The organism is Streptomyces sp. NPDC028331 (assembly GCF_055565775.1).
Window position 1 is genome coordinate 18,504 of sequence record NZ_JBVHTR010000020.1, and the last position, 21,893, is coordinate 40,396.

Genomic DNA, 21,893 nt, shown 5'->3' on the forward strand with positions numbered 1-21,893 from the left:
AGTTGCGAGGAGAGAGTGCCTCGCCGATCCCTCTACGGAGCCGTCGCCATGGGGCACTACAAGTCGAATCTCCGCGACATCGAGTTCAACCTCTTCGAGGTGCTCGGGCGCGACAAGCTGTACGGCACCGGCCCGTTCGCGGAGATGGACACGGACACCGCCAAGAGCATCCTCGAGGAGCTCACCCGCCTGTCGGAGAACGAGCTGGCGGAGTCCTTCGCGGACGCCGACCGCAACCCGCCCGTCTTCGACCCCGAGACCAACACCGCCCCGGTCCCGGCGTCCTTCAAGAAGAGCTACCAGGCCTTCATGGACTCCGAGTACTGGCGCCTCGGCCTGCCCGAGGAGATCGGCGGCACCACCGCCCCGCCGTCCCTGATCTGGGCCTACGCGGAGCTGATCCTCGGCGCCAACCCGGCGATCTGGATGTACTCCTCCGGACCTGCGTTCGCCCGCATCCTCTTCGAGGAGGGCACCGAGGTCCAGAAGGAGATCGCGAAGATAGCCGTCGAGAAGCGCTGGGGCTCCACGATGGTCCTCACCGAGCCGGACGCCGGCTCGGACGTGGGCGCCGGCCGCACCAAGGCCGTCCAGCAGGAGGACGGCTCCTGGCACATCGAGGGCGTGAAGCGCTTCATCACCTCCGGTGAGCACGACATGGAGGAGAACATCCTCCACTACGTCCTCGCCCGCCCCGAGGGCGCCGGCCCCGGCACCAAGGGCCTGTCCCTCTTCCTCGTCCCGAAGTACCTGTTCGACTTCGAGACCGGCGAGCTGGGCGAGCGCAACGGCGTCTACGCCACGAACGTCGAGCACAAGATGGGCCTGAAGGCCTCCAACACGTGCGAGATGACGTTCGGCGACAAGCACCCCGCCAAGGGCTGGCTGATCGGCGACAAGCACGACGGCATCCGCCAGATGTTCCGCATCATCGAGTTCGCCCGCATGATGGTCGGCACGAAGGCGATCTCCACGCTCTCCACCGGCTACCTGAACGCGCTGGAGTACGCCAAGGAGCGCGTCCAGGGCCCGGACCTGGCGAACTTCATGGACAAGACCGCGCCCAAGGTCACCATCACCCACCACCCGGACGTGCGCCGCTCGCTGATGACGCAGAAGGCGTACGCGGAGGGCATGCGCGCGCTGGTGATGTACACCGCCTCGATCCAGGACGCGATCGCCGTCAAGGAGGCGAACGGCGAGGACGCGTCGGCGGAGCACGCGCTGAACGACCTGCTCCTGCCGATCGTCAAGGGCTACGGCTCCGAGAAGGGCTACGAGCAGCTCGCCCAGTCGCTGCAGACCTTCGGCGGCTCCGGCTTCCTGCAGGAGTACCCGATCGAGCAGTACATCCGCGACGCCAAGATCGACACCCTGTACGAGGGCACCACCGCGATCCAGGGCCAGGACTTCTTCTTCCGGAAGATCGTCCGCAACCAGGGCGCCGCGCTGAACTCCCTCGCCGAGGAGATCAAGAAGTTCCTGGCGGTGGGCGAGGGCGGCGAGGAGCTGGCCGCGGCCCGCGACCACCTCGCCAAGGCGGCCGTGGAGCTGGAGGCCGTCGTCGGCCTGATGCTGAACGACCTCGCGGCCACCGAGCAGGACGTCAAGAACATCTACAAGGTGGGCCTGAACACCACCCGCCTGCTGATGGCCTCCGGTGACGTGGTCGTCGGCTACCTGCTGCTGAAGGGCGCGGCGGTCGCCGCCGAGAAGCTGCCGAACGCGTCGGCCAAGGACAAGGCGTTCTACCAGGGCAAGATCGCGGCGGCGAAGTTCTTCGCGGCCACCGTCCTGCCCGGTGTGACCCTGGCCCGCAAGGTCGCCGAGGGCGTGGACCTGGACATCATGGAGCTGGACGAGGCCGCGTTCTAGGACCACCTCCACACACCCCTTACGAGGGCCCGTTCCCCATCGCCGGGAGCGGGCCCTCCTCCGTCGTTAAGGTGAACCCATGAGCACAAGTGCGCGCTTCGACCGCGGCCACACCGACGACCTCATGTCCTTCCTGGCGGCGAGCCCGTCGCCGTACCACGCCGTCGCGAACGCCGCCGAACGACTGGAGAAGGCCGGCTTCCGGCAGGTCGCCGAGACGGACGCCTGGGACGGCACGAGCGGTGGCAGGTACGTCCTGCGCGGCGGCGCCCTCATCGCCTGGTACGTCCCCGAGGGCGCCGATCCGCACACGCCGTTCCGGATCGTCGGCGCGCACACCGACTCGCCCAACCTGCGGGTGAAGCCGCGGCCGGACAGCGGCGCGCACGGCTGGCGGCAGATCGCGGTGGAGATCTACGGCGGCCCCCTGCTCAACTCCTGGCTCGACCGCGACCTGGGGCTGGCCGGCCGGCTGTCCCTGCGCGACGGCTCCACGCGCCTGGTGAACATCGACAGACCACTGCTGCGCGTGCCGCAGCTCGCCATCCACCTGGACCGCTCGGTCTCGAGCGAGGGCCTGAAGCTCGACAAACAGCGCCACCTGCAGCCCGTGTGGGGCCTGGGCGACGACGTGCGCGACGGCGACCTGATCGCCTTCCTGGAGCACGAACTGGGGATCGCCGCCGGTGAGGTGACCGGCTGGGACCTGATGACCCACTCGGTGGAGCCGCCCGCCTATCTGGGCCGCGACCAGGAGCTGGTGGCGGGCCCGCGCATGGACAACCTGCTCTCGGTGCACGCCGGCACCGCGGCGCTGGCGGCCGTCGCCGCCTCCGACACCGCCCTCTCGTACATCCCGGTGCTCGCGGCCTTCGACCACGAGGAGAACGGCTCCCAGTCGGACACCGGAGCCGACGGCCCGCTGCTCGGATCGGTCCTGGAGCGCTCGGTGTTCGCCCGGGGCGGCTCCTACGAGGACCGGGCGCGGGCGTTCGCCGGCACGGTCTGCCTGTCCTCCGACACCGGGCACGCCGTCCACCCGAACTACGCGGAGCGGCACGACCCGACGCACCACCCGCGCGCCGACGGCGGGCCGATCCTCAAGGTCAACGTCAACAACCGCTACGCCACCGACGGTTCGGGCCGCGCGCTGTTCGCCGCGGCCTGCGAGCGGGCGGGCGTCCCGTTCCAGTCGTTCGTCTCGAACAACGCGATGCCCTGCGGCACCACGATCGGCCCGATCACCGCGGCCCGCCACGGCATCAAGACGGTCGACATCGGCGCGGCCATCCTGTCGATGCACAGCGCCCGCGAACTGTGCGGCGCCAAGGACCCCTACCTCCTGGCCAACGCCCTGACGGCGTTCCTGGAGGGCTGACGCTCCGGCCCGCCGGCCGTCCGGCATACCGTCCGAACGCCGATCCCCACGGCATGCCCCTCCATGTCCCGGGTACCCGGTTGCGGGGCCGGAAGGACCGGACCCACAGGGAGGGCAGGACTCATGGGCCTGGGTGGATGCATCATCCTGATCGCCGTGGGGGCCATCCTCGCGTTTGCGACCGACTGGCACATGCAAGGCGTCAACATCCACTTGGTCGGCGTCATACTCATGATCGTCGGGCTGATAGGGGTGACCACCTTCAGCGGCATCTACCGCCGCAGGCGGGTCGTCGTACCGCCCCCGACGACCGTCGTCGAGGAGAACCACCACCACCGCGGCGACGGATACGGCGTGTAGAGCAGCAAGGCATGCAGGGGCCGTAGAGAGGCAGGGCGGCTGGTAAGACCTGGCCGGCCCGTAAAGGCCGGGTGGGACGGGCTGCCCGTAAGGGACGTTGCGGCGGTCTTGGGACGACGGCTGACAACCTTGAGCATTCCGTTGTCCGAGTCATCTTGTCGTCGACTGGCTGCTTCCCCACCTCGACGACCGCGACCTGCTGCTCGTCCAGGACGCGGACACGGTCCTCAACCCCTGGTTCAACGAGACCGCCATGGCCACCTTCAACCGCAAGGTGGGCGCGGTCGGCGGCGTCTTCTACGGCGAACCCGGCGGTGGATTCCTCGGTCTGCTCCAGCGCATGGAGTTCCACCGCTACGCCTGGGAACCGGAGCGCACCGGCGGCAAGGCCCAGGTGCTCACCGGAACCGGCACCATGTTCCGCGCCCGGGTGCTGCGCGAGGTCCGGGCCGTCCGCCTGTCGGGGCTGATCGGCGGCGACGGCACGCGCCCGCGCCGCCGCCGACCCCTCCCCGGGCGCCCCGCCTACCGGCTGTCGTCCATCCCCGCCAGGACCAGCGGCAGCCGGTCCGCCCCGCCCTCGGTGAGACGGACCGGGACGCCCCAGTCCTGCTGGTGGACATGGCACGCCGGGTACTCGTTCGCCGGGTCGTCGTCGCAGGACGCCGCCATCGCCGAGACGTGCAGGACACCCTCGGACACCGCCGGGTTCAGCTCCAGCTCCCGCGCGAGGTCCGTGTCCGCGCCCTCGCCCTTCAGCAGCAGCTCCGGCGGCGTCGAGGAGACCAGCAGGCGGGTCGACGGCCCGTAGCGGGTGTCCAGCTTCTGACCGGCCGGGGCCTGGAAGATCACGTCCAGCCGGAGGACTCCGGGCGCCACCTCGGTCGCCGCGCGCTGCGTGCGGTGCGCGACCGCCGCGACCTGTACCGCCTCCTCCGGCAGCCGCAGCCGGGTCAGCCGGTGCCGGGCCGACTCCACGACCACGATGTCCTCCCCGACGAGCACCGCGTCCGACGGCTCCCGCAGATCCGTCGCCAGCGTGCTCACCTCACCCGTCGCCGGGTCGTAGCGCCGCAGCGCGTGGTTGTAGGTGTCGCTGACCGCCACCGAGCCGTCCGGCAGCGCGGTCACCCCCAGCGGGTGCTGGAACAGCGCCTGGTCCGCCGCGCCGTCCCGGTGCCCGAAGTCGAACAGGCCCGTGCCGACCGCCGTGTGCACCGCGCCCTCCCGGTCCACCCAGCGCAGGGCGCTCGTCTCGGAGTCCGCCAGCCACAGCCGCTCCCCGTCCACCGACACCGCGAGCCCCGACGGCTGCGCGAACCAGGCCTCGGCACCCGGACCGTCCACCAGCCCCTCGTTCGTGGTACCCGCCGCCACCGCGACCGTGGCCGTGGCGGGGTCGTACGTCCAGAGCTGGTGCACGCCCGCCATGGCGATCCACACCCGGCCGCCGAACACCGCGACGTCCCACGGGGAGGAGAGGTCCACCTCGCGGGCCGGCCCGGACGTCGGCGAGCCCTGCCACCACTGCCTGCCGGTGCCGGCCAGCGTGCCGACCTCGCCGGTCGCCAGGTCCAGGCGGCGCAGCGCGTGGTTCACGGTGTCCGCGACGACCACCGCTCCCTCGTCCAGCAGCGCCAGGCCCTGCGGCTCGCTGAAGCTCGCCTCCGGAGCCGAGCCGTCCGCGAAGCCCCGCACACCGGAGCCGATGCGCCGCACCACCGTCTCGCCGTCCGCCGCCAGCTCCACCAACTGGTGCCGGGTGGTGTCGCTGACCAGGAAGTTCCCGGACGGCAGCAGCAGCGCCTTGCCGGGGAAGCGGAGGGTCGTCGGCTCGGGCTCCGGTGCCACGTACGGGCCGTCCCCGCGGCGCAGCGTGCCCTTGGCCGCGTGCTCCTCCTCCAGCTCCTCCACAAGCCGCTCTATCGCATGGGCGTGCCCCTCGCCCGCGTGCTGGGCGACCACGTACCCCTCGGGGTCGATGACCACCAGCGTGGGCCAGGCGCGGACCGCGTACTGCTTCCAGGTGGCGAGCTCCGGGTCGTCGAGGACCGGGTGCTCCACCCCGTACCGCTCGACCGCGTCCACCACCGCCTGGTGCTCCGCCTCGTGGACGAACTTCGGGGAGTGCACGCCGATGATCACCACGGTGTCGCGGTGCTTCTCCTCCAGCTCGCGAAGCTCGTCCAGGACGTGGAGGCAGTTGATGCAGCAGAACGTCCAGAAGTCGAGGATGACGATACGTCCTCGCAGGTCGGCGAGGCTGTACTGCTCTCCGCCCGTGTTCAGCCAGCCACCCTTGCCGATCAGCTCGGGGGCACGGACACGGACGCGACGCGAAGGGGAGTCGTTCATGGGTCAAGGGTGCCATCCGCGCTCGCCGTGCCGCGGAGCCTGTGGACAACTTGATTACGAAACGTAAGTGACTCATCACGGGATGCGCACGCGGGCGGGGGGAGAGATGCTCGTCTCACACAGGGGGGTCAGTGCAAGGGAGCAGTTCCATGCCTCGTGACATCGACGACCAGATGCGCCGCCCGAAGCGGGACCGCGAGCGCGGTGAGACGAGCGGCGAGGAGATCCGCGACCGGGAGCGCCGCGACCCCGACATGAGCGGCTCCGATCTCTCGGACCAGGACCTGGGCAGGTCCGGCACGCGCCGCGGTGAGGGCGCGGACCGGCGTTCGTCCTGGGACGAGGACGACATCGACGAGCAGGACAGGCGGGAGGGCTACCGGTAGGCCGGCCGCCCCCGCACAGCCCGCTCGCGGTCCGTGCACGAGTCCCCCGCCGGGTGTGCGGGGGACTCGTCCGCGTCCGCGACGGCGGCCGCCGGGAACGGGCGGGTTCAGGTCAGCGCGTGTCCGGTCGTCGCGTCCACGTGGTCGGGGACCTCTTCATGGCGGTCGCCGACCGTGGTGGTGCCGGTGGGTTCGAACAGCAGGATCGACGCCCCGGCGGGCGCGGACGGCTTGTGCTCCGTGCCGCGCGGAACCGTGAAGACCGAACCCCTGGACAGCGTGACCGTGCGCTCGCCGGCCGGCTCGCGCAGCGCGATGCGCAGTTCACCGTCGAGGACGAGGAAGAACTCGTCGGTGTGGTCGTGCGTGTGCCACAGGTGCTCGCCCTCGACCTTGGCGACGCGGACGTCGTAGTCGTTGACGGTGGTGACGATGCGCGGGCTCCACAGCTCGGCGAAGGAGGCGAGGGCCGCGGCGAGGGAGATGGGTTGCTTGGGTGCCATGCCGCCATCGTGCGGGGTGACCTGCCGCGGGACGAGTGCTAGAAATCGCACATGCCGCAAGGATCCTTTCAGGCGTCGCGCCCGCACCGGGTGGTGCTGGTCGTCGACGAGAACTCCAACCCCTTCGAGATGAGCTGTGCCATCGAGGTGTTCGGGCTGCGGCGGCCCGAACTCGGCCGGGAGCTGTACGACTTCCGGTTGTGCGCGGCCGCGCCCAGGACCCGGATGCGGGACGGCTTCTTCACGCTCACCGATGTCGCCGGGCTCGAGGCGGCCGACGACGCGGACACGCTGATCGTGCCGAACCGGCCCGACACCGACACCCCGCGCTCGGAGGAGGTCCTGGACGCCGTACGCCGGGCGCACGCGCGGGGCGCACGGTTGGTCGGCTTCTGCTCCGGGGCGTTCACCCTCGCGGAGGCCGGGCTGCTCGACGGCCGGCGGGCGGCCTGCCACTGGATGTGGGCGGATTCGTTCCGGGCGCGGTTTCCCCGGGTCAGGCTGGAACCGGATGTGCTGTTCGTGGACGACGGCGACATCCTGACCGCGTCCGGCAGCGCCTCCGCGCTCGACCTGGGCCTGCATGTCGTACGCCGTGACCACGGTGCCGAGGTGGCGAACGCGGTCTCCCGGCGGCTGGTGTTCGCCGCGCACCGGGACGGGGGGCAACGGCAGTTCGTGGAACGGCCCGTGCCGGACGTGCCGGACGAATCGCTCGCCCCGGTGCTGGCCTGGGCGCAGGAGCGGCTGGGCGAACCGCTCACCGTCGGCGACCTCGCGGCCCGCGCCGCGGTCAGCCCGGCGACCCTGCACCGCCGCTTCCGCGTCCAGCTCGGCACGACGCCGCTGGCCTGGCTGACCGGCGAGCGCGTGGCTCTCGCCTGCCGGATGATCGAGCGGGGGGAGGAGCGGCTGGACGTGGTCGCGGCGCGCAGCGGCCTCGGCACGGCCGCCAACCTGCGGGCCCGGCTGCGGCGCGAGACCGGACTCAGCCCGTCGGCCTACCGGCGGCGTTTCGGGCCCGCCCCGGGGGAAGCTCTGAGCGTATGAGACTTTTTGTGCGCGACCGGCTCCTCGGCATCGGTGAGGACTACTGGATCGAGGACGAGCACGGCGCCAAGGTGTTCCTGGTCGACGGCAAGGCGATGCGACTGAGGGACACCTTCGAGCTGAAGGACCCGCAGGGGCGTGTCCTGATCGACATCCATCAGAAGATGTTCGCCCTGCGCGACACGATGATCATCGAGCGCGACGGCAGCGGGCTGGCGACGATCAAGCGCAAGCGGCTGTCCCTGCTGCGCAACCACTACCGCGTCTCGCTGGCGGACGGCACGGAGCTCGACGTCAGCGGCAAGATCCTCGACCGCGAGTTCGCCGTCGAGTACGACGGCGAGCTGCTCGCGCAGATCTCCCGGCGCTGGCTGCACGTCCGTGAGACGTACGGCGTCGACATCGTGCGCGAGGACGCGGATCCGGCGCTGCTGATCGCGGTGGCCGTGTGCGTGATCCACCTGGCGGACAAGGAGCGGGAGGAGGACTGAGCGGGGACCGGGGTGCGCCGGGCCTTCGGCGGTTCGTCCGCGTCGTCTACTTCGTCACCGCGAAGGAGCGCAGGATGGCCGCCGTCAGCTCCGGGTCGCCCTCCGTCTTGATGCGGTCGGCGACGGCGTCCGCGCCGACGCGCCCGCAGGCCAGGCGGACGTACGTCTCCCAGTCGAGTGTGAGCGTCACCGCCGGGCCGAGGGAGGGCGTGCCGTCGATCGTGCCGCGGCCCTCGGCGTCCACCCGGACCGTGCGCAGGAACTCCACGGGGCCGTGCACGTCGATGACGACCGCGGAGCCGGGCGGCGCGCCCGCGGCCCCGGCCACCACGTCCGGCAGGGCGGCCAGCAGCTCGTCGCGGGTGATGTGCGCGCCCGGCGAGTCCAGGTTCCCGGGCCGGCCCAGCGCGGTGCGCAGGTCCTGCTCGTGCACCCACACGTCGAACGCGCGGTAGCGCATCGACTCCTCGAGGGTCTGCTCGGTGCCCAGCGGGCCGCGCACCTTGGTGCCCGGGTCGCGCGACTCGTTCCGCAGCTGGCGGGTGCGGCGGATGATCGTGTACTCGAGTTCGGCCGTCATCTCCGGCGCCGTGTGGTGGCGGCGGACGTCGACCTGCATCTCCATGTAGCGCTGGTGTTCGTTCGTGACGTGGAACAGGTCGCGCGGGAGGGAGTGGATCGGGCGCGGGTCGCCGAGCATCTCGCAGTCCATGCCGATGACATGGGAGACGATGTCGCGCACCGACCAGCCGGGGCAGGGTGTCCGCCGGTTCCACTCGGCCTCCGCGAGCGGCTGCACCAGCTCGGATATCGCTTCGATGGAGTGGGTCCAGGCATCGGCGTAGGGCTGGAGAGTGGGATGCAGACTCACGGAACGGGACCCCTCGGGCGGTCGGTGCACGGTGGTTGGTCGACGGCGTTGTCGGTGGTTGTACTGCGGGAGGTGGCTGTCAGCGGGTGTCTGGGACGTTAAGTTACGCTGCTGCGAGGCACCCCGGCAGTGCTTTGGTGTGACGATCGTAGGCCCGTTGAAAAGGCTCGATTACCAGGACGGTGGTAGTGTGCGCGCCTCCCTGATCCAGATGCGGGTGGACGAGGACGAATCGGCCGATTCGCGTCGGCGACGAGCCGCCTCGATGGTACGAGATCAAGCCGGAGTCGATCTCGTGGTGCTGCCCGAGCTGTGGACCACCGGGGCGTTCGCCTACGAGCGGTTCGATGCCGAGGCCGAGCCGCTGGAAGGGCCGACCCATGAGGCGATGGCCGAGGCGGCGGCCGACGCGGGCGTGTGGCTGCACGCCGGCTCGATCCCCGAGCGCGCCCCTGACGGCACCCTCTACAACACGGCTCTCATCTTCTCCCCCTCCGGTGAGCCGGCCGCGGCCTACCGCAAGATCCACCGCTTCGGCTTCGACAAGGGCGAGGCCGTGCTGATGGGCGCGGGGACCGAGCCGGTCACGGTGCGTCTGCCGGAGACGACCGTCGGCGTGGCCACCTGTTACGACCTCCGCTTCCCCGAGCTGTTCCGCGCGCTCGTGGACGCGGGGTCCGAGACGCTCGTGATCCCGGCGGGCTGGCCGGAGCGCCGCCGGTCCCACTGGACGCTGCTGGCCCAGGCGCGGGCGGTCGAGAACCAGGCGTACGTCCTTGCCTGTGGAACGGCGGGGACTCATGCGGGAGTTCCGCAGGCGGGTCACTCGATCGTGGTGGATCCGTGGGGAGAGGTCCTCGCCGAGGCGGGCGCGGAGGAGGAGATCCTGCGGGTGGAGTTCGACCCGGCGAAGGTCGCCACGACGAGGGAGCAGTTCCCGGCGCTGAAGGACAGGGTCCTGGGCCTGGAGCGCCCCCACCGCCCGCTGTAGCCTGCGCGGCTGCGGGCAGTCGTGCCGCAGGGCCTCCCCCGCTCGGCACCGGCGGCACCGGCACCCTCACGCGGGCACGTGCACCGTCTCCACCCGGCTGGCGACAAGCCGCTCCCGCTCCCTGCGCGCCGCCCGCTTGCGCAGTCGCAGTATCTGGCTGAGCCCCACCGCCTGGAGGACGAACACCGCGGAGAACGCCACGGTGTAGTCGTCGCCCGTCGCGTCCAGCAGCACCCCGATCGCCAGCAGCGTCGTCATGGAGGCGACGAAACCGCCCATGTTGGTGATCCCGGACGCCGTCCCCTGGCGCTCCGGCGGGTTCGCCGGCCGCGCGAAGTCGAAGCCGATCATCGACGCCGGGCCGCACGCCCCGAGCACGGTGCACAGCACGACCAGCAGCCACATCGGCGCATGCGCGGCCGGGTAGGCGAGCGTGGCCGCCCACACCGCCGCCGTCGCACCGACCGTGCCGAGGGCCAGCGGCAGCCGCGCCGCGTGGTGCCGGGCCACGATCTGCCCGTACACCAGTCCGATCAGCATGTTGGACAGCACCACGAGCGTGAGGAGTTCACCGGCCGTCGCCCGCGTGAGCCCCTGTGCCTGCACCAGGAACGGCAGGCCCCACAGCAGCAGGAACACCATCGCCGGGAACTGCGTCGTGAAGTGCACCCACATGCCGAGCCGCGTACCGGGTTCCTTCCACGAGGCCACGATCTGCCGCCGCACGTACGCAGACCCGTGGTGCGGGAACGGCTCCGGCTCGTGTCCCTCCGGATGGTCCTTGAGGAACAGGAGCAGCAGGACGAGGACGACCACCCCGGCGAGCGCGCTGCCGCCGAACGCCGCCGTCCAGCCCACCCCGTGCAGCAGCCGGGCGAGCACCAGTGTGGAGACCAGGTTGCCCGCCATGCCCGCCAGACCGGCGAGCTGCGCGACCAGCGGGCCGCGGCGGGCCGGGAACCAGCGCGTGCCGAGCCGCAGCACACTGATGAACGTCATCGCGTCACCGCAGCCCAGCAGCGCGCGCGAGGCGAGCGCCGTGCCGTACGACGGCGAGAAGGCGAACCCGAGCTGACCCGCCGTGAACAGGACGACCCCGATGGCCAGCACCTTCTTGGTGCCCAGGCGGTCCACCAGCAGGCCGACGGGTATCTGCATGCCCGCGTATACGAGCAACTGGAGGATGGAGAAGGTGGACAGGGCGGAGGCGTTCACATGGAAGCGGTCCGCCGCGTCCAGCCCCGCGACGCCCAGCGACGTACGGAAGATGACGGCGACGAAGTAGACCGAGACGCCGATGGCCCACACGGCCACGGCACGCCGGCCGCCCGGCGGATCACCGGGCAGCGACACGGAACGGGAGCTCACCGAGCCCGACCTCATCGCACCTCACCCCGCGCCAGGTGGGAGAACCAGCTGACGTGCCGGTGCACGACGGCCACGGCGGCCTCGGCGTCGCCGGACCGCAGCGCCCCGAGGATCTCCTCGTGCTCGGCGAGGGTCTTGGCGATGCGGTCGGGGTGCGAGTGCATGACGGCGACGCCCATCCGCAACTGGCGGTCGCGGAGTTGGTCGTACAGGCGGGAGAGGATCTCGTTGCCGCCGCTGCGCACGATCTCCGCGTGGAACGTGCGGTCGGTGACCGCCGCCCCGGCCAGGTCGCCGGCGGCGGCCTGTTCCTTCTGGCGGGCGAGCAGTTCCTCGAGCCGCCGGAGCAGCCCGGGCGGGGCGGGGACGGCCTTGCGGGCCGCGTGTTCCTCGACGAGCTGGCGCGTCTCGACCACGTCCGCGATCTCCTGGGCGGAGACGGCGAGGACGAGTGCGCCCTTCTTCGGGTAGAGCTTGATCAGCCCTTCGACCTCCAGCCGCAGCAGCGCCTCGCGCACCGGCGTCCGCGAGACGCCGACCTCCTCGGCCAGCTCGCCCTCGGTCAGCAGCGTTCCGCCCTCGTAACGGCGCTCCAGGACACCCTGTTTGACGTGCGTGTACACACGGTCGGCGGCGGGGGGTTGTTTGAGGGGCATCTTCTCGGGGACTTCGGCGACGGACGGAGCTGCAGGCATGCGCACATCATAGATACAACACGTACGCATGCCGACGCGCGTCCAGCATGCGGACTGGCACATCCGTCTTCGAATTCACCCGGGCAACCGCACATCCATTTGTGCTACTTACGAGTCTCACGAGGAAGCGGCCGCGTCATCTGGCCGCACCCCAGGGGCATTTGGATGCATTCACAGGCATCAGAGACGCAATCGGAGCGTTCAACTTTGATTACCGGCATCAAGGGCACGCGAGTTCGCAGGGCAGTCGCGGCAGCGGTCACCACCGGAGCCGTGCTCACCACCGGAGCCCTCACCGCGGTGCCCGCTCAGGCCGTCACCACGCCCTCGATCGTGGCCGCGGGCGGCTACGCGATGAACGACGCCAACGGCGCGACGCTGTACACGAAGGCCGCGGACACCAGGCGTTCCACCGGCTCCACCACCAAGATCATGACCGCGAAGGTGGTGCTCGCACAGCCGAACCTCAACCTCGACGCCAAGGTGACGATCCAGAAGGCGTACAGCGACTACGTGGTCGCGAACAACGCCTCCCAGGCGCACCTGATCGTCGGCGACCAGGTCACCGTCCGTCAGCTGCTGTACGGGCTGATGCTGCCCTCCGGCTGTGACGCGGCCTACGCGCTCGCCGACAAGTTCGGTTCCGGCACGACGCGTGACGCGCGCGTGAAGTCGTTCATCGGCAAGATGAACAGCGCCGCCACCAGCCTCGGCCTGAAGAACACGCACTTCGACTCGTTCGACGGCATCGGCAACGGCAACAACTACTCGACGCCGCGCGATCTGACGAAGATCGCGAGCAGCGCGATGAAGAACTCCACGTTCCGCACGATCGTGAAGACCAAGTCGTACACGGCGAAGACCATCACCAAGTCCGGCACCGTCCGCACCATGGCGCCGTGGACCAACACCAACACGCTGCTCAGCAGCTACAGCGGCACGATCGGCGTGAAGACCGGCTCCGGCCCCGAGGCCAAGTACTGCCTCGTCTTCGCCGCCACCCGCAACGGCAAGACGGTCATCGGCACGGTCCTCGCCTCGTCGTCGATCAACCAGCGTGCCACCGACGCGACGAAGCTGCTGAACTACGGCTTCGCCAGGCTCGGCTGACACCCGCCACACGCCGAGGGGGCCTGCCGCTGACGGTCAGCGGCAGGCCCCCTTCGCCATAGGCGTGTCGTCCCGCGTCACGCCCAGGTGATCAGCCGCTTCGGCTGTTCCAGGATCGCCGCGACGTCCGCGAGGACCTTCGAGCCCAGCTCGCCGTCGACCAGGCGGTGGTCGAAGCTCAGGGCCAGGGTGGTGACCTGGCGGGGCTTGACCTTGCCCTTGTGGACCCACGGCTGGAGCTTGATCGCACCGACCGCGAGGATCGCGGACTCGCCCGGGTTGAGGATCGGCGTGCCGGTGTCGACCCCGAAGACGCCCACGTTCGTGATCGTGATCGTGCCGCCCTGCATCGCCGCGGGGCTCGTCCTGCCCTCCCTGGCCGTGGCCACCAGCTCGCCGAGCGCCTCGGCCAGTTGCGGAAGGGTCTTGTCGTGCGCGTCCTTGATGTTCGGCACGATCAGACCGCGCGGGGTGGCCGCCGCGATGCCCAGGTTCACGTAGTGCTTGCGGACGATCTCCTGGTTGGCCTCGTCCCAGGACGCGTTGATGTCCGGGTTCCGCTTGACCGCGACCAGCAGGGCCTTGGCGATCAGCAGCAGGGGGTTGACGCGCAGGCCGTCGAAGTCCCTGTCCTGCTTGAGCTCCTCGACCAGCTTCATCGTGCGGGTGACGTCGACGGTCACGAACTCCGTGACGTGCGGCGCGGTGAACGCCGAGCCGACCATCGCCTGTGCGGTCGCCTTGCGGACACCCTTGACCGGGATACGGGTCTCCCGTCCGCTGTCGTACGTCACCACCGGCGCCGGCGCCTCGACCGCGGCGGGTGCCACCGGGGCCGCGGCGGCCTCGGCGGCCGGTGCGACGGTCACCGCGGCGTGCACGTCCTCGCGCGTGATGATCCCGTCCGGGCCCGAGGGCCGTACCGTCGCCAGATCGACGCCCAGGTCCTTGGCGAGCTTGCGCACCGGCGGCTTCGCCAGCGGACGGGCCTGCTTGCCGTGTCCGTTCAGGTCGCCCTGGAGCGCGGGAAGGGCCTCCTCGGCCGCCGCCGCGGGCGCCTTGCGGGGACGGCGCCGGGTGGAGGACTCGGCGACGCCGTACCCGACGAGGACCGGCTTGCGGCCCTCCTGCCGGGTCTCCTGCGCCGCGGGCCCCTCCTCCGCCGCCGCCTTCTCGGCGGGCGCCTGCGCCTCCTCGGCGGGGGCGCCCCCGGTCACGTCGACCGCGATGATCGGAGTGCCGACGTCCACCGTGGTGCCCTCGGGGAAGTGCAGCTCGCGGACCACCCCGTCGTACGGGATCGGCAGCTCCACGGCCGCCTTCGCCGTCTCCACCTCGCACACGACCTGCCCGTCGGTGACCGTGTCACCCGGCTGCACGTACCACTTGAGGATCTCGGCCTCGGTGAGCCCCTCGCCCACATCCGGCATCTTGAACTCGCGCACGGACGCGTCAGTCATCGTCGTCACGACCCTCTCCTCAGTACGCCAGGGCGCGGTCGACGGCGTCCAGCACCCGGTCCAGGCCCGGCAGGTACTCCTCCTCCAGCCGCGCCGGCGGATACGGGGCGTGGTAACCGCCGACCCGCAGCACGGGCGCCTCCAAGTGGTAGAAGCACCGCTCCGTGATGCGAGCGGCGATCTCCGCGCCCGAACCGAAGAACACCGGTGCCTCGTGCACCACCACCAGGCGGCGGGTCTTCTCCACCGACGCCTGGATGGAGTCGAAGTCGAGCGGGGAGACCGACCGCAGGTCCAGCACCTCCAGCGACCTGCCCTCCTCGGCGGCCGCGTCGGCCACCTCCTGGCACAGCTTCACCATCGGGCCGTACGCGGCCAGGGTCAGATCCGTGCCCTCACGCACCACCCGCGCCTTGTGCAGCGGCCCCGGAATCGCCTCCGTGTTGACCTCGGCCTTGTCCCAGTAGCGCCGCTTCGGCTCGAAGAAGATCACCGGGTCGTCGCTCTGGATGGCCTGCTGCATCATCCAGTACGCGTCCGAGGCGTCGGACGGAGAGACGATCTTCAGACCCGCCACATGCGCGAACAACGCCTCCGGGGACTCGCTGTGGTGCTCGACCGCGCCGATGCCGCCGCCGTAGGGGATGCGGACGACGACCGGCAGCTTGACCTTGCCCAGCGAGCGCGCGTGCATCTTCGCCAACTGGGTGACGATCTGGTCGTACGCCGGGAAGACGAACCCGTCGAACTGGATCTCCACCACCGGACGGTAACCGCGCAGCGCGAGGCCGATCGCCGTACCGACGATCCCGGACTCCGCGAGCGGGGTGTCGATCACCCGGTCCTCGCCGAAGTCCTTCTGCAGGCCGTCCGTCACCCGGAAGACACCGCCGAGCTTGCCGACGTCCTCGCCCATCACCAGGACCTTGGGGTCCGACTCCAGGGCCTTGCGCAGCGACTCGTTGACCGCCTTGGCCAGGGCCATCTTCTCGGCCATGTCACCGTCCCCCTTCCACGTCCGCGAACGACGCCTGGTAGGCGGCGAACTGGGCCCGCTCCTCGTCGACGAGCGCGTGCCCGTCCGCGTACACGTTCTCGAAGATGGCGAAGTGGTCCGGGTCCGGCATGGCACGGACCGCTTCACGCACCCGCCTTCCCAACGCCTCGCTCTCCGCCTCGAGTTCCGCGAAGAAACCCTCGTCCGCGTGGTTTGAGGCCTCGAGGTGAGCGCGCAGGCGGGCGATCGGGTCCTTCGCCTCCCAGGCGGCCCGCTCGTCGTCGAGGCGGTAGCGGGTCGGGTCGTCGGAGGTGGTGTGGGCACCCATGCGGTAGGTGAAGGCCTCCACCAGGGTCGGGCCCTCGCCGTTGCGCGCCCGCTCCAGCGCCCACTTGGTCACCGCGAGGCAGGCCAGCACGTCGTTGCCGTCGACCCGCACACCCGGGAAGCCGAAGCCCTGGGCACGCTGGTACAGCGGCACGCGGGTCTGCTTCTCGGTGGGCTCGGAGATCGCCCACTGGTTGTTCTGGCAGAAGAACACCACCGGGGCGTTGTAGACCGCGGCGAACGTGAACGACTCCGCCACGTCGCCCTGGCTGGAGGCGCCGTCACCGAAGTACGCGATCACGGCCGAGTCCGCGCCGTCCTTGGCCACGCCCATGGCGTAGCCCGTGGCGTGCAGGGTCTGCGAGCCGATGACGATCGTGTAGAGGTGGAAGTTGTTGCCGTTGGGGTCCCAGCCGCCGTTGTTCACACCGCGGAACATGCCGAGCAGATTGGTCGGGTCCACGCCGCGGCACCAGGCGACGCCGTGCTCACGGTAGGTCGGGAAGACGTAGTCGTCGTCGCGCAGGGCCCGGCCGGAGCCGATCTGTGCGGCCTCCTGGCCCAGCAGCGAGGCCCACAGGCCCAGCTCGCCCTGGCGCTGCAGGGAGGTGGCCTCGGCGTCGAAGCGACGGGTCAGCACCATGTCCCGGTACAGCCCGCGCAGCTGTTCGGGCGTGACGTCCTCGACGTACCGGTCGTACACGGCGTTCTCGACGCGCGTGCCCTCGGGCGTCAGCAACTGGACGAGGTCGGCGTCGCCGCCCTTCTTGGCTGTGTTACTGGTGGTGCGCTTGGTGCCGGTGGTGCCGGCCTTGCTTCCGGCGCTGCGTCGCGGCTTGCGCGCGGCAGTGCTCTCCACGGTCACGTGTGCTCCTCCGTCGGTCCGGCCCCCGGGTTCGCCGGGTGCCTGGGTTCCCCTCGGCCCGTTCGGGCCGGTGGGAGCGGCTCCGTCTGCAGCGCACGGACGCACGGGGTGGGTGCGGCTCGTCCGAACAGACGTGGAAGGTGCCCCGGCGAGCACCCTGCAAGGGGCACGTTACCCAGCGCGCCACATTTCTGTGAAACCCCTCCTGACCTGGGATTTTGCTTGGATTTCCAAGTAAATCGAGTCAGTCGGGAACAGGCGCTGGTCACAGCCTTGCAGGGGGCCGGAACAACGGCACGTTATCCCGCCCGCCCGGAGCACGGGAAGACATCATCCGGAGTGACACGGGTGTCGGACGGGGGCGCTCCGCGAACGCGACCGTGGGGAGCACCACTGTGGGGGCACGACTCGGGGGCACGACTGCGGGGGCGACTGCGGCGCCCCCGCCGTGGAGCCGGCAGAGAAGGCCACGCGCCCGGGGAGCGCGGAAAAGGGGCACGCGCGTGTGGAGCCCGGAAAAGGCCACGCGCGTGGCCCGAAGACGGGCCACGCGCGCGTGGAGGGTGCTCGACCGCCGGTCGTCAGGGCGCCGGCGGGCCGGAGCCGTCGCCGCCCCCGTCCGTCCCCTCCGAGGGCGTGGAGCCGCCGGCTCCGTCCGAAGGGGGCGTGTCGGACGGCTGCCCCTGCGAGGGGTCCGACGGGGTCGGCTGCTCGCTCGTCTGGGGCGGCGCCGACGACGGCTGGGCGGGCGGCTGCTGGCTGTAGCTCTGCGACGGCCGGTAGGAGGGCGTCCAGTCCGAACCACCGCCCGTGCCCGTGTCGTCACCCGGGGAGGTGGCGGTGTCCTCGTCCGTCGGCGTCTGGCTGGACTGCTTCTGCTCCTGCGACTTCGTGACGGTGGGCGACGACGTCGGTCCGGTGCCGCCGCCGTCCCCCTTGTTGTTCTGCATCGCCAAGGCCACGCCCGCCGCGATCGCGATGACCGCGAGCACCGCGAGGACCCACAGCTTGCCGCGCCCGCTGCCCTTGTTGCCGTGCCCCTCGAAACCGCCGTCGTCCCCGGATCCGTACCCCGCGGGCAGGACCGACTGCGGGATCTGCGCGGTGCCCGCCTCGCCCGGATGCGGCAGCACCGCCGTGCCGGCGAGGCCCGCGGCCGGGGTGTGCCGGCCGTCGTGCACCTCCACCGGGCCGGTGTTCCAGGTGCCGGTGTGGCCGCCCTGGTCGTAGAGCATCTGCAGCGCGTACTGGACCAGGCCGCGCATCTCCTCCGCGGTCTGGAACCGGTCGTCCGGCTCCTTGGCGAGGGAGCGCATCACGAGCCCGTCCAGCTCGGGCGGCGACGCCCCCTCGGAGATCCGCGAGGGCGGCACCGGGATGTCCTGCACATGCTGGTAGACGACGGACAGCGGCGTCTCGCCCACGAAGGGGGGCCGCAGCGCCAGCAGTTCGTACAGCAGGCAGCCCGTCGCGTACAGGTCGGAGCGGTGGTCGACGGCCTTGCCGAGCGCCTGCTCCGGGGACAGGTACTGCGGGGTGCCCATCACCATGCCGGTCTGCGTCATCGTCGTGGACGCCCCGTGCAGGGCGCGCGCGATGCCGAAGTCCATCACCTTCACGGCGCCGTTGTGGGTGATGATGACGTTGGCCGGCTTGATGTCGCGGTGCACGATGCCGTGCTGGTGCGAGTAGGCGAGCGCCTCCAGGACGCCCGAGACGATGATCAGGGCCTGCTCCGGGCCGGGCGCCTCCGCGTTGAGCAGCAGGTCGCGGATCGTACGGCCCTCGACCAGCTCCATCACGATGTACGGCACCGACTGGCCGCCCACGTAGTCCTCGCCCGAGTCGTACACGGCGACGATCGCGTGGTGGTTGAGCCCGGCCACCGACTGGGCCTCGCGTGTGAAGCGCGCCTTGGACACCGGGTCCTCGGCGAGGTCGGAACGGAGCAGCTTGACCGCGACCGTCCGGCCGAGGCGCACGTCCTCGGCCGCGAACACCTCGGCCATGCCGCCCCGGCCGAGCCTGCGGGTCAGCCGGTACCGGCCGTCCCCGACAAGTCCGCCGTTGCCCCAGGTCTCCGGCGCGTCTGACATGCCGCCGCCAGTCGCCTCGGGGTCGGACGGGCCCTGGGCGCGCTGCGTCTGTGCCATCGGTCCTCGCCGTCGTTTCTGCCCGCGGTCTGCGCGGTGGTTGTTACGGTCTCCGACGGGCCACGCTACAGGCTCCGCGCAAGACGCCGGTCCGAGATGGGTTCGAGATGACCGGCCATCCAACCCCGAACCCGGTCCCACGTGCAAATTCCGTCTGCCGGCCGCACGACCCCTGTAACGCTTGCGCGACGCTTCTTTCGCGTACGGTCACGGAACGGGCACCGAGCTTGACGTGTCCTTGCCCTGGGGCAGACTTGGCCGGGAATGACCGGTCGATCACTGGACAGTGGCTGTCGATCGTCGACAACACGGATATCGATCACGGACCGCGGGAGCACCAGCACCGCTGCCGCCGCGCCGATGGGGGACGCAGAACATGAGCCAGGACGGCGCACACGGCCGGTATGCGGGGCGCGCGCTCGCCGGCGGCCGCTACCAGCTGCGCGACTTGCTCGGCGAGGGCGGCATGGCCTCGGTGCATCTGGCGTACGACTCGGTCCTCGACCGCCAGGTCGCGATCAAGACACTTCACACCGAGCTGGGGCGCGAACCGGCCTTCCGCGAGCGTTTCCGCCGCGAGGCGCAGGCCGTGGCGAAACTCACGCACACGAACATCGTCTCGGTCTTCGACACCGGCGAGGACGCCGAGTTCGACAACGGCTCCGGCGCGGGAGCCGGGGCGCCCACCCCGTACATCGTCATGGAGTACATCGAGGGCAAGCCGCTCGGCTCGGTCCTCGACGCGGACATCCGGCAGTACGGCGCGATGCCCGCCGACAAGGCGCTGAAGATCACCGCGGATGTGCTGGCGGCCCTGGAGATCAGCCACGAGACGGGGCTGGTCCACCGGGACATCAAGCCGGGCAACGTGATGATGACGAAGCGCAACGTCGTCAAGGTCATGGACTTCGGCATCGCGCGTGCCATGCAGTCCGGCGTCACCTCGATGACCCAGACCGGCATGGTGGTCGGCACCCCGCAGTACCTGTCGCCGGAGCAGGCCCTCGGGCGGGGCGTGGACGCGCGGTCTGACCTGTACTCGGTCGGGATCATGCTGTTCCAACTGGTCACGGGACGGCTGCCGTTCGAGGCGGATTCACCGCTCGCGATCGCGTACGCACATGTGCAGGAGGAGCCGGTGGCTCCGTCCTCGATCAACCGCGCACTGCCGCCCGCGGTGGACGCGCTGGTGGCACGGGCGCTGAGGAAGAACCCGAACGAACGCTTCCCGAGCGCGGAGGCGATGCGGGACGAGTGCCTGCGGGTGGCCGCGTCGCTCACGGCCGTCCCGCCGAGCATCGTGCCGGGCACGCAGGCGCCGAGCGGCGCCGGTGTCGGCTCCGCGGTCTTCCCGCCGGTCGGCCAGTCCAGGCCGGCCCCGGTCGGGCCCGTGCAGACCCCGTACCAGCCCGGCCCATACGGCGCACCGGCCCCGTCGCCCCCGTACGGCTACCCGCAGCAGGGCGGCTTCCAGGCGCCCCCGGGGACCGCCGGGTACCCGCCGCGGCAGTCCGCGGCCACCCCGCCGCCGTACCACCTCGCCCCGCAGGCGCACCCCACGGGCGGTCAGCGGGGCAACCGGGCCGTGGTCATCGGGTCGGTCATGGTCGCCCTGGTCGTGGTGGTCGGTCTGATGACGGCGCTGACTCTGCGCGGCAACGGCGGCGGCAGCGGTGACGCGGGCGGCGGGGGCGACGACGGCGCGAGCGCGGCCCCGTCGGTGGCCGCGGGCCACAGGGGCCCGGACACCACGAAGACGATCGACGCGACGAGGTGCACGGAACCGGAGACGTCGTACATCGACCCGGAGAAGATCCGGGTGCCCGACTTCTCCTTCAAGAACCTGGCATCGGTCAAGGCGTGCTTCAAGGCCGCGGGCTGGAAGTACAGGATCACGCACGAGGACGAGAACACCTACGGCCAGGACACGGTCATGAGCCAGTCCCCGGCGGCCGGTACGGACGCCGACCCGAAGAAGATGCCCAGGATCGAGCTCACGGTGTCGACGGGAAACCCGGCTTGAGGCGCTTCTGACACGACGGCAGGGGCCCGGCACCCTCACGGTGCCGGGCCCCTCGCACGGCCTGCGTCACAGGTAGGGGCCGCCCGCCCGGCCACCGGTGCGGCGGTCCTCCTCGCCGTCGGGGGAGCCCACGCCCGGGGGCAGGGCGCGGCGCATCTGCTCCAGTTGGGCACGCGCCGCCATCTGCTGCGCGAACAGGGTGGTCTGGATCCCGTGGAAGAGGCCCTCCAGCCAGCCCACCAACTGCGCCTGCGCGATGCGCAGTTCCGCGTCGCTCGGGATCGCCTCGTCCGTGAAGGGCAGGGAGAGCCGCTCGAGCTCCTCGACGAGTTCGGGGGCGAGACCGTCCTCCAGCTCCTTCACCGAGCTGGCGTGGATCTCCTTCAGGCGCTGCCGGCTCGCCTCGTCCAGAGGAGCGGCACGCACCTCCTCCAGCAACTGCTTGATCATGCTTCCGATGCGCATGACCTTCGCCGGCTGCTCCACCATTTCGGTCACCGGGACCTCGCGGGAGTCGTCGTCTCCGGTGCCGCCGAGAGCCATCCCGTCCTGGCCCACGACCAGGATCTTCTGGGGGTTCTCCGACGACCGTTCGTTCCTCGGCATCTCCATGCCGCCATTCTCTCGCACCGACA

The 21,893-nt window shown here is 70.8% G+C and carries 19 protein-coding genes; 9 read left to right on the forward strand and 10 right to left on the reverse strand.

Annotated elements, in window-relative coordinates:
• The first annotated feature begins 48 nt into the window (after positions 1-48).
• The 3 genes from ACZ4SW_RS26395 to ACZ4SW_RS26405 all read left to right on the forward strand — a co-directional run bounded on the left by ACZ4SW_RS26395 (position 49) and on the right by ACZ4SW_RS26405 (position 3,613).
• The gene (locus tag ACZ4SW_RS26395; RefSeq protein WP_468250788.1) at positions 49-1,875 is read left to right on the forward strand and encodes an acyl-CoA dehydrogenase; all 1,827 of its coding nucleotides are present in this window, start codon (positions 49-51) and stop codon (positions 1,873-1,875) included.
• Positions 1,876-1,954: 79 nt separating this feature from the next.
• Positions 1,955-3,253 carry a M18 family aminopeptidase gene (locus tag ACZ4SW_RS26400; RefSeq protein ID WP_468250578.1) on the forward strand — a complete coding sequence of 433 codons (1,299 nt, stop codon included), beginning with the start codon at positions 1,955-1,957 and terminating at the stop codon, positions 3,251-3,253.
• A 123-nt stretch (positions 3,254-3,376) separates the two neighbouring features.
• Positions 3,377-3,613: a DUF6458 family protein gene (locus ACZ4SW_RS26405; RefSeq protein ID WP_468250580.1), complete on the forward strand. Its 237-nt coding sequence runs from the start codon at positions 3,377-3,379 to the stop codon at positions 3,611-3,613.
• 525 nt (positions 3,614-4,138) lie between these two features.
• On the opposite strand, the gene ACZ4SW_RS26410 is transcribed toward ACZ4SW_RS26405, so the two are convergent.
• Positions 4,139-5,968, reverse strand: coding sequence for a thioredoxin-like domain-containing protein (locus tag ACZ4SW_RS26410; protein WP_468250582.1), 1,830 nt, complete (start codon positions 5,966-5,968; stop codon positions 4,139-4,141).
• Positions 5,969-6,117: 149 nt separating this feature from the next.
• Between ACZ4SW_RS26410 and ACZ4SW_RS26415 the strand changes: the two genes are divergently transcribed.
• Positions 6,118-6,354, forward strand: coding sequence for a hypothetical protein (locus tag ACZ4SW_RS26415; RefSeq protein ID WP_468250584.1), 237 nt, complete (start codon positions 6,118-6,120; stop codon positions 6,352-6,354).
• Positions 6,355-6,461: 107 nt separating this feature from the next.
• Here the strand turns inward: ACZ4SW_RS26415 and ACZ4SW_RS26420 are convergent, their stop codons facing one another.
• Positions 6,462-6,857, reverse strand: a complete 396-nt coding sequence (locus tag ACZ4SW_RS26420; protein WP_468250586.1) for a cupin domain-containing protein — start codon at positions 6,855-6,857, stop codon at positions 6,462-6,464.
• 51 nt (positions 6,858-6,908) lie between these two features.
• Here ACZ4SW_RS26420 and ACZ4SW_RS26425 point away from each other — a divergent pair, with 51 nt between their 5' ends.
• Together ACZ4SW_RS26425 and ACZ4SW_RS26430 are read left to right on the forward strand one after the other, a co-directional pair.
• On the forward strand, positions 6,909-7,907 hold the full coding sequence (locus ACZ4SW_RS26425; protein WP_468250588.1) for a GlxA family transcriptional regulator: 999 nt from the start codon (positions 6,909-6,911) through the stop codon (positions 7,905-7,907).
• A complete protein-coding gene (locus ACZ4SW_RS26430; RefSeq protein WP_468250590.1) occupies positions 7,904-8,398 on the forward strand; it encodes an LURP-one-related/scramblase family protein in 495 nt (164 codons plus the stop codon). The genes ACZ4SW_RS26425 and ACZ4SW_RS26430 overlap by 4 nt, the downstream gene beginning before the upstream one ends.
• A gap of 46 nt (positions 8,399-8,444) precedes the next feature.
• On the opposite strand, the gene ACZ4SW_RS26435 is transcribed toward ACZ4SW_RS26430, so the two are convergent.
• Positions 8,445-9,269 (reverse strand): maleylpyruvate isomerase family mycothiol-dependent enzyme, encoded by an 825-nt coding sequence (locus tag ACZ4SW_RS26435; protein ID WP_468250592.1) that lies wholly within the window; start codon positions 9,267-9,269, stop codon positions 8,445-8,447.
• Positions 9,270-9,459: 190 nt separating this feature from the next.
• On the opposite strand from ACZ4SW_RS26435, the gene ACZ4SW_RS26440 reads away from it, so the two are divergent.
• Positions 9,460-10,260: a carbon-nitrogen family hydrolase gene (locus ACZ4SW_RS26440; RefSeq protein ID WP_468250594.1), complete on the forward strand. Its 801-nt coding sequence runs from the start codon at positions 9,460-9,462 to the stop codon at positions 10,258-10,260.
• A gap of 66 nt (positions 10,261-10,326) precedes the next feature.
• On the opposite strand, the gene ACZ4SW_RS26445 is transcribed toward ACZ4SW_RS26440, so the two are convergent.
• The gene (locus ACZ4SW_RS26445) at positions 10,327-11,643 is read right to left on the reverse strand and encodes an MFS transporter (RefSeq protein ID WP_468250596.1); all 1,317 of its coding nucleotides are present in this window, start codon (positions 11,641-11,643) and stop codon (positions 10,327-10,329) included.
• On the reverse strand, positions 11,640-12,323 hold the full coding sequence (locus tag ACZ4SW_RS26450; protein ID WP_468250598.1) for a GntR family transcriptional regulator: 684 nt from the start codon (positions 12,321-12,323) through the stop codon (positions 11,640-11,642). Before ACZ4SW_RS26450 ends, ACZ4SW_RS26445 begins: the two co-directional genes overlap by 4 nt.
• 207 nt (positions 12,324-12,530) lie before the next feature.
• On the opposite strand from ACZ4SW_RS26450, the gene ACZ4SW_RS26455 reads away from it, so the two are divergent.
• Complete coding sequence (locus ACZ4SW_RS26455) at positions 12,531-13,433, forward strand: D-alanyl-D-alanine carboxypeptidase family protein (RefSeq protein ID WP_468250600.1); 903 nt, start codon at positions 12,531-12,533, stop codon at positions 13,431-13,433.
• A gap of 77 nt (positions 13,434-13,510) precedes the next feature.
• Here ACZ4SW_RS26455 and ACZ4SW_RS26460 read toward each other — a convergent pair whose 3' ends face one another.
• The 4 genes from ACZ4SW_RS26460 to ACZ4SW_RS26475 all read right to left on the reverse strand — a co-directional run bounded on the left by ACZ4SW_RS26460 (position 13,511) and on the right by ACZ4SW_RS26475 (position 19,235).
• The gene (locus ACZ4SW_RS26460; RefSeq protein ID WP_468250601.1) at positions 13,511-14,902 is read right to left on the reverse strand and encodes a dihydrolipoamide acetyltransferase family protein; all 1,392 of its coding nucleotides are present in this window, start codon (positions 14,900-14,902) and stop codon (positions 13,511-13,513) included.
• A 10-nt stretch (positions 14,903-14,912) separates the two neighbouring features.
• Positions 14,913-15,890, reverse strand: coding sequence for an alpha-ketoacid dehydrogenase subunit beta (locus ACZ4SW_RS26465; protein ID WP_468250603.1), 978 nt, complete (start codon positions 15,888-15,890; stop codon positions 14,913-14,915).
• 1 nt (position 15,891) lies between these two features.
• Entirely contained in the window at positions 15,892-17,082 is a 1,191-nt protein-coding gene (gene pdhA / locus ACZ4SW_RS26470) for a pyruvate dehydrogenase (acetyl-transferring) E1 component subunit alpha (RefSeq protein WP_468250605.1), read from the reverse strand.
• Positions 17,083-17,663: 581 nt separating this feature from the next.
• Positions 17,664-19,235: a protein kinase domain-containing protein gene (locus tag ACZ4SW_RS26475; RefSeq protein ID WP_468250607.1), complete on the reverse strand. Its 1,572-nt coding sequence runs from the start codon at positions 19,233-19,235 to the stop codon at positions 17,664-17,666.
• A 376-nt stretch (positions 19,236-19,611) separates the two neighbouring features.
• On the opposite strand from ACZ4SW_RS26475, the gene ACZ4SW_RS26480 reads away from it, so the two are divergent.
• Positions 19,612-21,258 carry a protein kinase domain-containing protein gene (locus tag ACZ4SW_RS26480; protein WP_468250609.1) on the forward strand — a complete coding sequence of 549 codons (1,647 nt, stop codon included), beginning with the start codon at positions 19,612-19,614 and terminating at the stop codon, positions 21,256-21,258.
• A gap of 66 nt (positions 21,259-21,324) precedes the next feature.
• Here ACZ4SW_RS26480 and ACZ4SW_RS26485 read toward each other — a convergent pair whose 3' ends face one another.
• Positions 21,325-21,870 carry a bacterial proteasome activator family protein gene (locus ACZ4SW_RS26485; RefSeq protein ID WP_468250611.1) on the reverse strand — a complete coding sequence of 182 codons (546 nt, stop codon included), beginning with the start codon at positions 21,868-21,870 and terminating at the stop codon, positions 21,325-21,327.
• Positions 21,871-21,893: the final 23 nt, after the last annotated feature.